The organism is Silvimonas soli, from assembly GCF_030035605.1.
In the GTDB taxonomy this organism is placed as follows: Bacteria; Pseudomonadota; Gammaproteobacteria; order Burkholderiales; family Chitinibacteraceae; genus Silvimonas; species Silvimonas soli.
Genome location: NZ_CP106736.1, coordinates 759936 through 776875, shown reverse-complemented (window position 1 = coordinate 776875; position 16940 = coordinate 759936). Strand labels below are relative to the sequence as shown.

Here is a 16940-nt window from a genome sequence, read left to right as displayed (position 1 = left end):
CGCTTCCTGAAACAGATTCTTCGCACCATGTCTGATATCCCCGAACTCTCCCCGGCGCAGCAGCAGATTGTCAGCGCCATTACCGCCATGGGCCGCCATACCTGGCAGCAACATTTGCTGATCGAGGCAGGCGCGGGTACCGGCAAAACCACCACCGTGGTCGCTGCTCGCCAGGCACTGGTTGATAGCGGCGTAGGCGTGCTGGCGGTGACGTTCTCCAGCGCCGGGCGTTTGCGTTTTGCCCAAGTCCACCAGGCACATTTCGGCGCCGAGGTGCCCTACAAAAGCGTATTCACGTTTGACGGGCTGGCGTTTGAAGTGCTGTGCGGTGCCGAGGATGGCCGCAGCTTCTCTGGCGATGGTTTCTTTACCCAGGATGAGATTCGCCAGAACGCGGTGAACGACAGCGATCAACTGGTGGAAATGCTGGGCGAGCTGGTCGACGAACTCAACGACGTGTGGGAAGGGCAGATTCCCAGTCGTGAGATGGACCTGATTGCGCTGCTGGAACTCATCAGCAATACCCGCATTGCCAACGTTTTCCGCGACCCACGCGTTTATCCAGACGAAGACTTCCTGGAGGAATTCCAGGAGCGCGAGCGCGAAGATTACATCGCCAGCCTGGACTTGCCGCCGTGGTTCTACGCTTTGTTTACCCGCTTTGAACGTTTGCGCCGCGAAAGCCGTCACCTGGTGGGTGTGGATGGCGCGGCGTATGACCTCGCCGGTGACCCACAAGCGCTGGTGCGTTATGTGCGGGCCAAGGGCATCAAAGTGGTGGTTGTTGATGAGTTCCACGACACCAAAGCGCTACATTTTGAGTTGATCAAAGTGCTGATCAGCGCCGGTTGCCGTCTGGTGCTGATGGGCGACCGGCATCAAGACATTTTTGCCTGGCGCGGCCTGCGCCCGTTTTCGGCATTTGAAGCGGCGAGCCAGATTGCCAATATGGAAACGCTGACCCTGCCGCGCTCCTGGCGCTACGGTCAACGTATTGCGCGCATCGCCGACCATATCGTACAGATACTGCAACCCGGTACCGAGAAAGTCACCGGCGCACGCGCCCAGTCCGCCAAACTGCACGCGACCGACGACTTGGTGGCCTGGCTGGCCCAAAGCGAGCAAAAAGGCGTGCCTCTGGCCGGACACTGCGCCATTTTGCCCACCGCGGCAGACTGCATGGCGCTGCAAATGCGTTTGCTTGATGCCGGGGTGAGTTACCAGTTGGTGCAGCGTGTGCCGTATTTTTTCCATGGCCAGGAGTTTCGGCTGATCCGGGCGTTGGCCGTGTTGCATAGCCATTTGTTTGGCGCGGCACCGGCTTTTCACGTCAACAATCTCTACGCGCTGGATATCCTGATCGACGTGCCCGGCCTGCAACTGGACCGCGAAGTGCGCGCCGATCTGCGCCGCGAACTGGGGCTGGATGGCGCCACCCGGCTAGATGGCAAACGCTTGCTGACAGCGGATCCGGCTATCTTTGGCTTTGCGCTGGATGAAGTCGGCAAACACATGCCCAGCACACTCACCAGCGAACAAGCCTGGCCGCAATGGCTGGCGCACGCCATCAGCACTTTGCATCTGCACGCCTTCTTGCACCAGCGCGCGCAACACCCGGCGGCGGGGCGGCAATCTGGCTTGTTGCTGGAAGAGATCCAGCGGCGTTTTTGTGTGGATCAATCACCCGCTGCGCAATTGCAGGCGTGGGATACGCGGATTGAACGCTTCATGAAACGCCGCGCAGCGTCGAGTTTGTCGCTGACTTCGGTGCTGCACGCCAAGGGGCATGAATATGAGCGGGTGTTGCTGCCGGTGAATGCATTTGGCTGGCAGCGGCACTTGCAGCAGCCGACTGCAGCGGGCTGGCGGGAACTTTACGTGGCAGTCACCCGCGCGCAGGCGGGGATTATGCTGGAATTGGCGGGTGGGGATGAGAGGCTGGGGGAGTTGGCGAAGGCGGTGTTTGGGGGGTGATGGTTTGGATTTTGGTGTTGCGACGCCAGTTTCAACATTAGCTTTAAGGGCTTTGTGTTAGTGCCTTCGGCACGGAGTGAAAGGCATTTGATACCCGGTGCTGACCGGGAGTATGTTTCATATGCAAAAGACACTTGTTCGTGCAACTTGCGTCGCCAAAGAAAAGAAACCAAAAGTCCCGCAGAGCGGGATAGCAAAAGGCGACCCGACAGCGCAAGCGCAAACGGGGCCCGAAGTCAAAAGCCGAAGCGAACAGACTGCTGACCAGTTGCCTTTACGCGCATCCTGCGTTCCCTCGGTTGGCCGGAGCCTGGGTCTCCGGCTCTCGGTCGGCGTGGTTTGCGGTGTGGAATGCCAAGGTTGGTTGCAACAGCATGTAGCCCGGATGAAGCGGTAGCGGGAATCCGGGGTTGCCATGTATCAATAGGCCAGCGAGATTTGCAATACCCAACATCGCTCCCGGATTCATGCTTTGTTCCATCCGGGCTACTGGCGCGACATGCGTTACAAAGCGTCATTCACCAACGCCGTCAAAACATGATCCTCCCACTTCCCCGCAATTTGCAGATAGGACTTCGCCACGCCTTCCTGCACAAACCCTAGTCGCGCCAGCAATCTCCCGCTGCGTACGTTGGTGGGCATGTAATTGGCCATGATCCGGTGCAGGTCCAGGTCGGTAAACGCATGGTCGATCACGGCGCGTAGCGCTTCATGCATCAGTCCCTGACCTTCCCATTGATAGCCAAGGCAATAACCTAGATGACATGCCTGAAATGGTCCGCGCACGATGTTGGTCAGGCTGCAACGGCCGACCAGTTCGCCGCTGGCGCGGTCTTGCATCACCAGGCGGATGGCGTTGCCGGTTTCATAATCGCGCAGGGCTTGCTCCTGGCGGCTGACGAAATACGCTGGGGTAAAGAAGGCTGGATCGTGGGCCGGTTCCCATGGCGCCAGATGAGCGCGGTTCAGTTCGTCCCAGGCGACAAGCCGATGCGCTTCTTGCGGCGGCAGAATGCGCAGGATCAGGCGGTCAGTGGTGAGTTGCAGTTGGCGCATGGGTTTATGACTTTTCTATAAACGGGATAAAGGTGGAACAACCGCTGCCAAGGCAAGCCAGCAATAATGACGATGATGATGATGAAAAAAACCGGCCGAAGCCGGTTTTTCTTTTGCAGCAGCATATCCAGCCGGGTTACCAGATGCGGATACGCTGATCTTCTGGTTTGTACATCTTGTCGCCCTGTTTGACATCGAACGCTTTGAAAAACGCATCGCTGTTTTCTACAGCGCCAATGGCCCGGAAGCTGGCTGGCGAATGCGGGTCGGATTTCACCTGTCGCAGCAGAGATTCGTCACGCGTTTTGCTGCGCCAGACCTGGGCGAATGCCAGATAGAAGCGTTGATCGCCGGTCAGGCCATCAATCACCGGCGCTTCTTTGCCGTTCAGACTCAGGTGGTACGCCTTATAGGCAATTTGCAGGCCGGAGTTGTCGGCAATGTTTTCACCCAGCGTGAGTTTGCCGTTGACGTGCTGGCCTGGCAGTGGTTCGTAGGCGTCGTATTGCGCTACCAGCCGGTCGGTCAGCGCAGTGAATTTGGCGCGGTCATCCGCAGTCCACCATTCTTTCAGATTGCCATCGGCATCGAACTGGCTGCCCTGATCATCAAAGCCGTGGCTGATTTCGTGACCGATGACCGCGCCAATCGCGCCGTAATTGGCGGCGTCGTCGGCTGCCATGTCAAAGAACGGCGGTTGCAGAATCGCCGCCGGGAACACGATCTCGTTCATCGGCGGGTTGTAGTAGGCGTTGACGGTTTGCGGCGTCATTAGCCACTCGCTGCGATCCACTGGTTTACCCAGTCTTGCCAGGTCACGGTTATAGCTGAACTCAGCGATACGCGTTGCATTGCCGAACAGGTCGTCCGGCTTGATTTGCAGCGTGGAATAATCACGCCAGGTATTGGGATAGCCAATCTTCACTGCATATTTGGCCAGCTTGATCTGCGCCTGTTTTTTGGTTTCCGGGCCCATCCAGGTCAGCTTGTCGATGCTTTGCCCATAAGCTTTAAGCAAGTTGCCGACTAGCGCCTCCATGCGCGCTTTGTAGGCAGGCGGGAAGTATTGCGCCACATACAGTTTGCCCACGGCTTCGCCCAGGCCGGCTTGTTCCAGCGCTACGGCGCGTTTCCAGCGTGGCTGGTCTTCGGTGGTGCCGGTCAGGGCTTTGCCGTGGAATTCAAAATTGTTGTCCACAAAGGCTTTGGATAGCAGCGGCGCGGCATCTGCCAGTACGCGGGCTTTCAGGTACGAGCGCCATGTGGCCAGCGGCTGATCTTGCAGCAATTTGCCCAGCGCGGTGGCGTAGGTGGGCTGGCCCAGGTCGACATCGGCGACGCTGCCCATTTTTCCGCCTTCCAGGAAGGCTTGCCAGTTGAAGCCAGGCGAAAGTTTTTGTAGCTCGGCGACGGTGAGCTTGTTGTAGGTCTTGACCGGATCACGATTTTCGACTTTGCTCCACTGCACTTTGGCCAGCGCGGTTTCCAGGGCAATCACGGCCTTGGCTTGTTCGGCCGGTTGGGTTTCGCCCGCCAGGGTAAACAGTTTGGTCAGGTAAGTCAGATATGCCCCACGAGCCGCCACAAAGCGCGGGTCATCCAGCAAAAAGTAGTCACGATCCGGCAAGCCCAAGCCGCCCTGATAAGCCGCTGGCAGGTACTGGCGGGAATCCTTGGGATTAACTTCTACTCCCAGCATCAGCGGAGTGCTCACGCTTAATGGCTGCAACTGGCCAAAGTAACGCACGACATCATCTGCGCTGGCCAGTTTATCGATGGCGGCCAACGCGGGTTTCACTGGCGTTACGCCCAGTTTTTCGACGGTCGCTTCGTCCATGTAGCTGCGGTAGAGATCGCCAATTTGCTGCGACTCGGTACCAGCCACGGGCTTGGCTGCGGCATCTTCAATGATCTTGCGTGAGCGTGCTTCGCTCAGGTCGCGCAGCATCAAAAACGCACCGGTAGAGCCTTTGTCGGCAGGGATGGTGGTGTTTTTGATCCAGGTGCCATTGGTATGCAGGTAAAGATCATCCTGGACACGGACGTTTTTATCGAAATTGGAAAAATCAATGCCGGAGACAGGGGCTGCGGCAACATGCAAGCTCAGCAGCAACGCGCCAGTCAGTGTGGCCAGTTTAAAGTGCTTCATCGAGATCCTTGATCGGGAATATGGTTTTTATCAGGGCCGCCTTGTGCGCGGCCTGGTCATTATCGATAGGTCGCTCGCGCAACACAATCTTGCTAAAAGACGCCTGCCGGGCAAGCTAGTTCCACATTTCGTTGCAACACTGATCAAGCGCAGAGCAGTCATTTTTCATAACAATGGGCTATGATTCGCAACTCACCCCCGCACGCCCAGCCGCCCAGCCCACCCACAAGGAGAACCGGCATGCTGAATCAGTTACTGACCCAGACCAGGCAACATGCTGCGCTCCTTGGCACAGGCTTGCCCAATCATCCGCCCATGGCGCTGATTGCTTGGGTTCGACTGGGCGTGAATAAAACGCGAAACGACGGTTGGTGTCGACGACATTACGACGAACCGCTCAAGCCCCATATCCGCCGCGTGGCGCAAAGGTAGCGGCGCTGGCCGCTAAACAACCTTACCTCGCCCCGAATGTCGCCGCCGAAGCACCCCACAACACCGCAAAGCCGGTGGGGCGGTCTGCTCTCGATGAAAAAGAATTGAAAAGAAAGGTTTTGTCATGAGTCTTTATCGCTTGCTGGCCGGGTTTATCCGGCAGCACTGGCGTTCCTATTTCGCCTCGGCCTTGATGCTGGTTGCCGTGGCCGTGCTGGGCGTCGCCATTCCGCGCCAGGTGGGTCACATCATTGATCAACTAGTCGCGCACAAGCTGGCCGGTGCTGCGTTGCTCGAACAGTTGGGCATCGTGCTGTTGATGGGCGTGGCTATCTACTTTTTGCGTGTGGGCTGGCGCTTGCAGTTGTTTGCCGCTGCGTATCAATTGGGCGTGCGGCTGCGTACTCGTTTGTACGACAAGCTCACGGTGCAGGGGCCGGGGTTTTATCACGGCCAGCGCACGGGCGATTTGATGGCGCGTGCTACCAACGATATCGACGCCGTAGAGCTGGCCGCCGGTGAAGCCATGCTGGCCGGTTTTGATGGCTCGATGACGCTCATCCTGGTGGTGGCGATGATGACGCTGGGTATCGACTGGCGCTTGGGGCTGGCGGCATTGTTGCCTTTTCCGCTGATGGCGCTGGCGTTCTGGCGCATCTCGGATCACATCCACCATGCCTGGCATGATTCGCTTGGCCGTTTCAGCAAGCTGAACGATCACGTGCAGGAAACGCTCACCGGCGTACGAACCATGCGTGCGCTGGGTTTGCAGGGCCGCAACAGCAATGAGTTGTCGAAACTGGCCGGTGATGCCGCTGCCAGCAGTTTGACCGCGCAACGCTGGGAAGCTGCGTTTGAACCGGCCGTGGGTCTCACATTGAGCACCTCCGCCGTCACCACTTTGGGTGTGGGTGGTTATCTGGTGTGGCACAACGAGCTGACCATTGGCGCGCTGACCAGTTTTAGTATGTATCTGGGGCAACTGATCTGGCCGATGTTTGCCGCGGGCTGGGTGTTGTCTTTGCTGGAACGCGGCAAGGCGGCGTGGGGGCGTCTCGGGCCGATTCTGGATGATGTGCCCAGTGTGTCTGACGATGGTCAGACCGAGCGCTTGCGCCCAGGTCTACTGGCTTATCGCAATCTTGGGTTCTCGTACCCTGAGCAAACCGCACCCGCTTTATCCGCCGTTTCGCTAGAACTTGAAGCCGGAAAAACGCTGGGATTGGTCGGACCGACTGGCTCGGGTAAATCCACTTTGCTGCGTTTGTTGCTGCGCCAGTATCCGCTGCAAACCGGTGCTATCGAATGGGATGGCGTGAGCGTCGAGGATTACAAACTCGATACGCTGCGCAATGCCATCAGCTGGGTGCCGCAAGAGCCGTTTCTGTTTTCCGCATCGATTGCCGACAATATCGCCTTGGTGAAGCCAGACGCCACCCGCGAAGACGTTGAGCGCGTGGCCAAACTGGCGGCAGTGCATCAAGACATCCTGCGTTTGCCGCATGGTTACGACACGCCAGTGGGTGAGAAGGGCGTGGCGCTGTCTGGCGGGCAACGCCAACGTGTGGCGATCGCCCGGGCGCTGCTGGCCGATGCGCCGCTGCTGTTGCTGGACGATGCGCTGTCGGCGGTGGATACCCAGACCGAAGCGCAGATTCTGCAACACCTGAAAGAAGCGCGCCGCGGTCGCACCGTGATTATCGTCAGCCATCGCTTGTCCGCCGTGGCCGATGCCGATCACATCGCCGTGTTGCGCCATGGCCGGATTACTGAAACCGGCAGTCATGAAGATCTGGTAGAGCGCGACGGCTGGTATGCCAGCCAGTGGCGCTACCAACAACTGGAGGCCAGTCTCGATGAGCTCTGAGCGAACGGTTGGGCGGTGTAGGGTTTGCGCGCATGGCGCGCGAACGCGGAGCGATCTGGCGGTGCGCATTAATGCGCACCCTACGTTGAGTGGATTCTAAAAAATGAACGTGGTTATGCAAGACAACCTGCGGGTTGAAAGTCTGAAAACCGAACGGCGCGATGCCATCACCTTGCTGCGTTCGGCCGCTGCGCCAGAACACAGCCATCTGTGGAAGGGCACGTTCTGGCTGGTGGTCGCGGCGTTGCTGGAAGCGTTGTCGCCATTCCTGAGCAAGCTGTTTATCGACAACTATCTGCTGCCGCGCCATCTGGCTGTGCCGGAAATCGTCGGAATTTTGGCCGGGTGTCTGGTCGCTGGTTATGCCGCCGGTATTTTGCGCTATCTGCAATTGACGCGGCTGGCGGGCGTGGCGATGCGTTCGGTCCAGCGCTTACGCGAGCAGGTGTATGGCCACGTGATCCGCTTGCCGATGGCGTTTTTTGACAAGGCCATCACCGGGCAACTGGTCAGCCGCGTGACCAACGATACTGAGTCGGTCAAAGCGCTGTACGTGCAAGTGCTGTTTGTCATGCTCGACAGCTGCATTGTGGTGACCGGCGCCATGCTAGCGATGACGCTGCTGGATTGGCGCTTGATGCTGATCGTGCTGGCGCTGTTCCCCGCCGTGGTGGTGATCGTGTGGTGGTATCAGCGCTGGAGCGCGCCGTCCGTGGCACAAGCGCGCGAATTGCGCAGCGAGATCAACGCCCAGGTGGCCGAGTCGATTGCCGGCATGAGCGTGCTACAAGCCAGTAATGCGGCCGGACGCTTCTCGAAGAAGTTTGCTGCAACCAACCATGCGCATTACACCGCGCGGCTGAGCGAGTTGTCGGCCAACGCCTGGCTGCTGCGTCCGGCACTGGATTTGCTCAACGCGCTGATTCTGGTGGTGGTGATTTATTCGTTTGGCGAGCGCCAGTTCAGCGCGCTGGAAATCGGCGTGTTGTATGCGTTCGTGAGCTATATCGCCCGCGTGGTCGATCCGCTGATCCAGATCACCTTGCAGTTCAGCCAGTTGCAGCAAGCCGTGGTGGCAGCTGCGCGGGTGAACACGCTGCTGAAAGAATCACAAGGCCCGCAACCGGATGGCGAGGCCCGCGTGCAGCAAGGCGCGGTGCGTTTTGCCAATCTTCGCTTTGGCTACAACTCAGATCAGACCATTTTGCATGACTTGAATCTGGATATCCCGGCGGGCAAGTTCTACGGCATTGTCGGGCATACAGGCAGCGGCAAATCCACGCTGTTGTCACTGCTGCTGCGCTTTTACACGCCGCAAGCGGGCGAGATTGATATCGATGGTGTACCGCTGACCAGATTCAGTGACGAGGCTTTCCGGGCCGGTGTCGGCCTGGTGCCGCAAGACCCGTTTCTGCTGGCCGCCAGTGCACGCGAGAACATCGATATGGGTCGCGGCTTGAGCCAGTCGGATATCGAAACCGCCGCCAAAGCGGCGGGCGTGCACGAGCTGATCTTGTCGCTGGAAAACGGTTACGACACTGATATGGGCGAGAGCGGTACGCGCTTGTCGAGTGGGCAAAAACAGCTGATCGCCATCGCCCGCGCTTTGGCGGGCAAGCCACGTATTCTGCTGCTAGACGAAGCCACATCGCATATCGACAGCGAAACCGAACAGGTAGTGCAAAAGGCGCTGGAAGCATTGCATGGCAAGGTGACGATGATTTCGATTGCGCATCGCTTGTCGACGATTCGGGATGCAGACAAGATCATTGTGCTGAACCATGGGCATATTGCTGAGTCGGGGTCGCATGATGAGTTGATGGCGATTGGGAACGGGATTTATCAGAGGTTGTATTTGTTGCAGCAGTTGCAGGATTGATTTTTTTGGGTGGAGAGGTGGCTTGGAGTTTGTGGTTTTGAGGGTAAAGCCACCTTCAATTTCAACGTCAGAAGGTTGAGTGCCTTTGGCACGGGTTTTAAAGGCGTTTGATACCCGGTGGTGACCGGGGGCACGTTTCTTCGACTCTCCGTCGGCGTAGTTTGCTATGGTGTTTGCCAGGGAAAAATCAACGGCAACGGCAGAAACCTTTGCATCGCCACCACCTCGTCATTTCCGGCCTCGACGGTCCCCTTGGCGGGAATCCAGTGGGGCCGCTGGGTATGCCATAGAACCGTAGCCCGGATTCGCGAAGCAATCCGGGGTGCAATGTGGGTCATGGCGAATGCAGGTGGCTGGTTGATACATTGCCTCCCGGTTTCTCGCTGGCGCTTCATCCGGGCTACATAGCTAAACCTTCCTCACACGCAGGGTGGGTTAGCCGTTATGACGTAACCCACCAGGCAATGCCTTTGCCATTGCTGGAACACAAAGCTAAAGCACGGTGCTCTTGTTCATGGCATGGGTAGGTGCTATGCCCCTACGGGGTATTGCACCCTATGTAGGGCGGGTGAAACCCGCCGCGCCATGGTTGATCTACTGTGTTGCTTATGGAGCGCGGGTATCAAAACACCCCTACCGCAGGCACTCAAACTATTAAAGTCGATGCCCGATGTCCCAGCCAGCTTTCCTGCTAACACTCAATAAGCCTCTTTCCCCGTCGCCCGCAAGGTTTCTCCCACGGCCCGGGCCAGTTGTTCACGGGCGTTTTCGATATCGGCGGGACTTTTGCTGTCTGCAGCACGGGACAGCACATTGAAAGTTACTTGCCAGGTTTCCGGGTTAGGCGTTTTGGGGCTTTCTTTTTTTGCCAGCGCGTAATCCAGCGCGCTTTCCAGCGTATCCAGATGCGTGTGCAGTCCGCCAGTTTCTCCAGTCAGGATTTCCGGTGATAACGGTGTTGTGCTCATAGCCTCACTCCTTGCTTGCAGCCAGATCAATATCCGGCCTTCTGTATTGGTAGAACACGTGCAGCGGGCATGGTTCCGTTTTTTCACCACGCCTGGCGCGGGCGGTAGTACGGGTTACTTCCCTTCATCTTCCCAACCCGCAAACTGGCTTGACACATACAGGCATCTGATCCAGAAACATGTATACCCCAAGCCCGGACAAACCAGGCTGGCGGACAAGAACAGCAGGGGCGCTCAAAACCAAGGTAGAACACGCTGGAGACTGAGCATGGCCGCTGCACCAGGTACGAGAACACGCCGGGATGTCTGGAAACTGCCGCAATGGGACCCGATCCTGCTGTGGTACGCCAAGGCCGTGGCCGATATGCAAACCCGGCCGATCAACGACCCGACCAGCTGGCGCTATCAAGCGGCGATTCATGGTTATGATCCCAGCGAAGACCCGTTTGCTTCGCCCAGCGACACCATGCCTTCCAGCACTGAACAACACACTTTCTGGAGCCAGTGTCAGCATTCATCGTGGTTCTTTCTGCCGTGGCACCGCATGTATCTGGTGTACTTTGAGCAGATGGTTGCCGCTACCGTGCGCAAGCTGGGCGGTCCGGATGATTGGGCTTTGCCATACTGGAATTACAGTGACGCCGGTAATCCGGATGCCTTCAAGTTGCCTGCCGCATTCTGGGCGGCCAGTTTGCCCGATGGCAGCCCCAATGCCTTGAACGTGGCAGCGCGTGCGCCCAATGTGAGCGGTGATGTGGGTATTACTTCGGCGGAAACCAGTTTGTCATGCGTCGCCGACAAGCTGTACACCGGCACATCCAGCGGTGGCCATCCTGGCTTTGGCGGACCTAAAACCACATTCAGCCACGGCGGCGGCGCCACCGGCGCGCTGGAGAAAACGCCGCACGGCGATATCCACGTGGCGGTGGGTGGAAATACCGGCTTGATGAGCTTGTTCGAGACTGCTGCGCTGGACCCGATCTTCTGGCTGCATCACGCCAATATCGACCGCTTATGGGAGGTCTGGCAGCACCGCAACCCAGGCGTAAACGTGAACCCGGTTGATCCGGACTGGCGCAATGCCAAGGGAGCGAAGTTCCAGTTTCACGATGCCACCGGCGCGGTGCAGGTGTTGATTCCCAGCCAGGTAGAAGACACCACGGCCAGTTTGTTGGGGTACAAATATGAAGATATTGCTGATCCGCTGGCGAGCCCGCCGGTGAAACCGCACGCCCCCGCACCCGCGCCCATGGGTGCTGCCATCGCCCCGTTGCAACAACCGGCCGAACTGGTTGGCGCAACGGCGCAGCCGCATGCGCTGGCGGCCGGTGCATCCACCGCGCAAGTGGCCCTGCAACCGGTCCCCACGGTGCGCGGCGCGGCGTTAACGTCTGCACCAGCACCCACGCAGGTCTATCTGAATCTGGAAAACATCACTGGCGTTGGTCGTCCCGGCGCTTATGCGGTGTATCTGAACATGCCGGTGGCAGCGGCCTCTCCCAGCCAGAGCGATCCGCATTTTGCCGGTACCTTGCCGATGTTTGGCCTGGGCGTGGCATCCAGTACCGATCTACTGCATGAGGGAAGCGGGTTGACTTATGTGCTGGATGTCACGCATGTGGTCGCCGGGCTCAAGGCTCAAGGGCATTGGGACCCGAGCACCCTCAACGTCACCTTTGTGCCGTTGCGACCGACCGGGCAAACGCCCAAGGTGCAAGTGGGCCGCATCAGCCTGTACTACGGCGACTGACACATGCTTGCGGGCGCATTTCCGGCTCGCCGCTGGCGGGGCGGGAACCGGGTACAGCGCCAGCACTGGCTACGCTGGCATCCGGAATGGTGGGCGCTGCTGCTGTGTGTGCTGGCGTGGGGCTGGCTGCTGCTGGCCATGCGGCAAACTGCGCCGGACTGGACCGGCATGATGTGCTCCGCCAACGCGACTTTCGGCCAGTGGCGCTGGTCCGTCACTGCACATCAGTTTGTTCATTGGCTGGTCATGACTGCGGCGATGATGTTGCCACTGCTGATCATGCCCATCCGTCACGTGGCCTTTCGCAGTTTGTGGCAGCGCCGCCAGCGGGCGATCGCGGCGTTTCTGGGTGGATATCTGCTGGTCTGGTTGCTCGCTGGTTTTGTGCTCAGCGTATTGCTGGCGCTGGATAACGTCAGCGATATTGGCCGACCTGATGCCCGCCTGCCGCTACTGTTGTTTGGCGTGGCCGCCGGTTGGCAAATCGCTCCGGCCAGATTGCGTGCCTTGCGCATCTGCCACCGCACTGTGCCGCTGGCCCCCACAGGCTGGCAGGCAGATATGGCGTGTTTGCGTTACGGCTGGTTCATCGGGCGCCATTGTTTGCAAGCATGTTGGGCGATGATGCTGGCTGCGGCATTCGCCCCTGCGCATTTGCTGGCGATGGCGGGAGTCAGCGCAATCTGCGTGGCCGAACGTTACCAGCCGCGTCTTTCTGCCAGAATAACCGCGGGTTTGCTGCTGGCATTAGGTGGCTTGCTGGCGCTCTGGCAAGTGCGTTAGCTGGCCGGGCTTTCGATGAGTTTGCGGATGCGGTTGGCCAGTGTTTCCATGGCAAACGGCTTGGTGATCATCTCCATGCCGGCCTCCAGAAAGCCGCTGGCCATGGTGGTGTTCTCGGCGTAACCGGTCATGAACAGCACTTTCAGTCCGGGGCGGATCAGACGGGCGGCGTCGGCAATTTGGCGGCCATTCAGAATGGGCAGACCAATGTCGGTCACCAGCAGATCAATGCGCGCGCTCGATTGCAAAATGGCCAGTCCCGACGGGCCATCGCCTGCTTGCAACGAGACGTAGCCCAGCTCGCTGAGCACTTCAACAATCAGTTCACGCACCAGCGCTTCATCTTCGACCACCAACACCGTTTCTTCATGCCCGGCGGTGGGCGTGGCGGAGATCTCCAGGTTCTCGGCGGATTCGGTGCTGGCGAGCGTGCCGCGTGGCAAATACAAGCTGAGGGTGGTGCCTTTGCCGACGGTGCTGCTGATGTTCACGTGGCCGTTGGATTGGCGCACAAAGCCGTAAATCATCGACAAACCGAGCCCGGTGCCTTCGCCCAGTGGCTTGGTGGTAAAGAAAGGATCAAAAGCGCGCTTGATGACGTCTGGCGCCATGCCGGTGCCCGTGTCGCTGACCGAAATACACACATACTGTCCGGCTTTCATATCGAGGCTGCGGGCGGCGACCACCGAATCGATTTCGATATTGCGGGCCTGAACCTCCAGCTGGCCACCGTCAGGCATGGCATCGCGGGCGTTGATAATGAGGTTCAACAGGGCGTTTTCCAGCTGGTTTTCGTCGCACAGGGCAGGCCACAGCGCTTCGCCAAAGACCAGGTCGAGTTCAATGCTCTCGCCCAGCGTGCGGCGCCACAGGTCTTCCATGGAGCGAATCAACTCATCGACGGCTAGCGCCTTGGGGTCGAGCGGTTGGCGGCGCGAGAACGCCAGCAAGCGGTGGGTGAGGGCGGCTGCGCGATTGGCTGATGCCACCGCGTTGTCGATCAAGCGGCCCAGATCGTCATATCGGGCTTGCCCGGCACGGCGCTTGGCCATGCTGAGCGATCCGGTAATGCCTTGCAGCAGGTTGTTGAAATCGTGCGCGATGCCGCCCGTGAGCTGGCCGACGGCTTCCATTTTTTGCGACTGGCGCAACGCTTCTTCGGAAGAGCGCAATGCTTCTTGCGCCAGCCGCTCGGCAGTCACGTCGTGGCCAATGGCATGAATGCGGTCGCCTTCGCCCACAGCGGTCCAGGAAATCAGCCGGTAGCTGCCATCTTCATGCGCAACCTGCACTTCAAACTCGTTAACGATCAACCCTGACTGCACCTGCGAGATGCGCAACTGGGCGTCTGCCCGCGATTCCGCATGCAACAACTGCGGAAAGAAGCGCCCACGCACTTTTTCGGCAGACCAGCCCAGCAGATTGGTCCACGCCGGGTTAACGTCCAGGATCATGCCGTCGTATTGCGCCACCATCATCGGGTGTACGGACAAACGCCACATCCGGTCGCGGTCTGCCGTGCGTTCTTCCACCTGTTGGCCGAGCGTGGCATTCAGGCCTGCCAACTGGCTCGTCAGTACGCGCTGTTCGTCTACGTCGGTGTTGGTGCCGATCCAGCGCCGTATTTCGCCCAGCTCGCCACGTACTGGCAGCGCCCGAATCAAAAACCAGCGATACGCGCCATCCACGCCCCGGCGGATACGGGCTTCCACTTCATACGGTGTGCCGTTAGCCACGGCGTTTTGCCATACCTCCGCCGAGCGCGCGCGATCCTCCGGATGCACCACTTGTTCCCAGCCTGCGTCATCCAGCGTGCCGGGCTCAACGCCGGTGTATTCATAAACCCGCTGGTTGAACCACGTCAGATTGCCATCCGGGCTGGCCGACCACGCATGATTGGGCAATGCCTCGGCCAGCGTGCGCATTTCGTTCTCGCGCTCGCGGGCCGAAGCGGTGGCGAGCACGCGGTCGGTGACGTCATTCCCTTCAAAGAAAATGCTGGTGACCTTGCCATCGGTATCGGCCACTGGCTGGAAGATGAAGTCCAGATAGTGGGTTTGCGTGTCTGCATCGCCGTCTTGATCGGCACTTTGCGGCAAGTTCAGCGTGACTGGCACCTGGTTGCCCAGAAAAGGTTGCGCGGTGGTGTACACCTGTTCCAGTAAATCCAGCACACCCTGGCCTGCCAGTTCGGGCAGCGCTAGCCGCGCGGGCAGGCCTGCCAACTTGCGGTTTTTGAATAGCTCATCACAGCGCGAATTGAAGTATTCGAATACGTGATCCGGCCCGCGCAAAATCGCCATAAAACTTGGGGTGTGTGAGAACAGTTGCTTCAGGCGGCTGCCCTCGGTTTCCAGCTGCATATTCGTGGCCAGCAGGCGTTCTTCAGACTTTTTCTGCTCCGAAGAATCCACAATCACCGCCAGCAGAGAGCTGGGCTCGCCGTTCTCGCTGCGGATGCAGGACACGCTGGTGTTGGCCCACAACACTTCGCCATCGCCGCGCACATAGCGTTTGATCGCGTCAAAGCTGCTGCCGCCAAGCGCGGCTTCCGAGAGTTGCGGCAGTGTCATTTCCAGCTCAGCGGGGTGCAGCACATCGGCCAGGGTGAGTTGCAACAACGCTTCACGCGTCAGACCGAACAAGGCGCACAAGTGGTCGTTGACCAGCGTAAAGGCGCCTTGCGGTGTCAGTTCACACAGGCCGGCAGGCACCTGGTCAAAGGTCGCGGCAAAGCGGGTTTCGCTGCGCGCCAGTTGTTGCTGGGTGTGGTGGGCTTGCGAGATATCGGTGGCAATGCAGAGGATTTTTTCCGGCTGCCCTTGTTCATCAAACACCGGAGTCAGCACCACTTCCCACCATTTTTTCCGGCCCGAGAACGCCTGGGTGCTGCCCTGGAAATGCGTGGTTTTACCGGCTTGGGCGGCGGCCAGCGCATTGAGCGCTTTGAGCTGGTTCTCGCCCTCCCAGAAATCGGCCCAGTGCCGGGATTTGACCGATTCGGCATCCTGGATATCCAGTAGTCGCAAACCGCTACTGTTGATAAAAGTGAGATTGCCTGCCAAGTCCAGCACCTGAATACAGTCGGGGCTGCCGTCGAGCAAACGGGTGGTGAATTCCGCGCTTTCGCGCAGTGCTTCGTCCATGGCGCGTTGCTGGGTGCGATCACGCAGAATTTTAATAAACCCCAAGTGTTCGCCCATATCGCCACGTAACGGCATCATCAGCCCGGCGCCCCAGAATTGCTCGCCGGATTTACGCATATGCCAGCGATCATCCTCACCGCGCCCGGACACGAGCGATGCCGCCATTTCCTGTTCCGGGACACCATTGGCTACTTCCTCGGGGGTGAAAAAAACGTGCGCAGGCTGGCCACGCATTTCCGCCTCGGTCCAGCCCATGATTTTTTCCGCGCCGGTATTCCAAGAGGTGATCAGGCCTTCGCGGTCCATCGAAACAATGGCGAAGTCGGTGGCGCTATCCAGAATCAAGCGGTTGAGTGCAGCGGATTTCTGCCGCGATGCCTCGGTGCTGAGTTGCCAGGCTTGCGTCTGGCGCAACGTCAGCAACGTCATGATCTGTGTGGCGAGGGTTTCAAGCCCGCTGGCTTGTTGTTCGCTCAAGTTGCCGGGGCGAGTGTCGTAGACCGCCAGCGCGCCGATTGCCAGGCCATCGGCAATGCGCAATGGCACGCTGGCATAAAACTGCAGTTGCGGCGCATCGCTCACCCAAGGGTGGCTGGCAAAGCGCGGATCGGCGGCAAGATCGGGCACCACCACGGCTGCGTTTGCGTCCAGCACCAGCGGAGCAAAGGCGTCTTGCGCCACCAACTGGCGCTGCGGTAACTCAATGGCGGCTTTGAACCACTCGCGCTCAGGCAGGCAAAAGCTGATGGATGCCATGGGAACGCCACATAGTTGCGCCGCCAGCCTGGCGATATCGTCAAACGCCGGATCGGCAGGCGTGTCGAGTACTTCGTAAGCCAGCAAGGCTGATGTACGTCTGGAGACTTCCTGCAGCTGTTCTGCGGACTGCTGATTCAACCCGGTCATGACGAGATCACCTGTTCAGACATGCCACGC

General features: G+C 59.1%; 10 protein-coding genes. 6 read left to right on the top strand and 4 right to left on the bottom strand.

All coding sequences use genetic code 11. The annotated features are described in order from the left end of the window. Positions 1–27 precede the first annotated feature (27 nt). A complete protein-coding gene (locus tag N7220_RS03595; RefSeq protein ID WP_283150113.1) occupies positions 28–1974 on the top strand; it encodes a UvrD-helicase domain-containing protein in 1947 nt (648 codons plus the stop codon). Between the two features lie 504 nt (positions 1975–2478). Here N7220_RS03595 and N7220_RS03590 read toward each other — a convergent pair. After that, entirely contained in the window at positions 2479–3030 is a 552-nt protein-coding gene (locus N7220_RS03590) for a GNAT family N-acetyltransferase (RefSeq protein ID WP_283150112.1), read from the bottom strand. Between the two features lie 136 nt (positions 3031–3166). After that, complete coding sequence (locus N7220_RS03585; protein ID WP_283150111.1) at positions 3167–5179, bottom strand: M13 family metallopeptidase; 2013 nt, start codon at positions 5177–5179, stop codon at positions 3167–3169. A gap of 240 nt (positions 5180–5419) precedes the next feature. Between N7220_RS03585 and N7220_RS03580 the strand changes: the two genes are divergently transcribed. From N7220_RS03580 to N7220_RS03570, 3 genes are all read left to right on the top strand, one after another. After that, a complete protein-coding gene (locus tag N7220_RS03580) occupies positions 5420–5611 on the top strand; it encodes a hypothetical protein (protein WP_283150110.1) in 192 nt (63 codons plus the stop codon). Positions 5612–5735: 124 nt separating this feature from the next. Further along, positions 5736–7478: an ABC transporter transmembrane domain-containing protein gene (locus N7220_RS03575; protein ID WP_283150109.1), complete on the top strand. Its 1743-nt coding sequence runs from the start codon at positions 5736–5738 to the stop codon at positions 7476–7478. A gap of 103 nt (positions 7479–7581) precedes the next feature. Continuing rightward, positions 7582–9357 carry an ABC transporter ATP-binding protein gene (locus N7220_RS03570; protein WP_283150108.1) on the top strand — a complete coding sequence of 592 codons (1776 nt, stop codon included), beginning with the start codon at positions 7582–7584 and terminating at the stop codon, positions 9355–9357. A 698-nt stretch (positions 9358–10055) separates the two neighbouring features. On the opposite strand, the gene N7220_RS03565 is transcribed toward N7220_RS03570, so the two are convergent. Next, positions 10056–10325, bottom strand: coding sequence for a hypothetical protein (locus N7220_RS03565; protein ID WP_283150107.1), 270 nt, complete (start codon positions 10323–10325; stop codon positions 10056–10058). Positions 10326–10593: 268 nt separating this feature from the next. Between N7220_RS03565 and N7220_RS03560 the strand changes: the two genes are divergently transcribed. Then, positions 10594–12075, top strand: coding sequence for a tyrosinase family protein (locus tag N7220_RS03560; protein ID WP_283150106.1), 1482 nt, complete (start codon positions 10594–10596; stop codon positions 12073–12075). A gap of 3 nt (positions 12076–12078) precedes the next feature. Further along, positions 12079–12858 carry a copper chaperone gene (locus N7220_RS03555; protein WP_283150105.1) on the top strand — a complete coding sequence of 260 codons (780 nt, stop codon included), beginning with the start codon at positions 12079–12081 and terminating at the stop codon, positions 12856–12858. On the opposite strand, the gene N7220_RS03550 is transcribed toward N7220_RS03555, so the two are convergent. Then, on the bottom strand, positions 12855–16910 hold the full coding sequence (locus N7220_RS03550; protein WP_283150104.1) for a PAS domain S-box protein: 4056 nt from the start codon (positions 16908–16910) through the stop codon (positions 12855–12857). The genes N7220_RS03555 and N7220_RS03550 overlap by 4 nt on opposite strands. Positions 16911–16940: the final 30 nt, after the last annotated feature.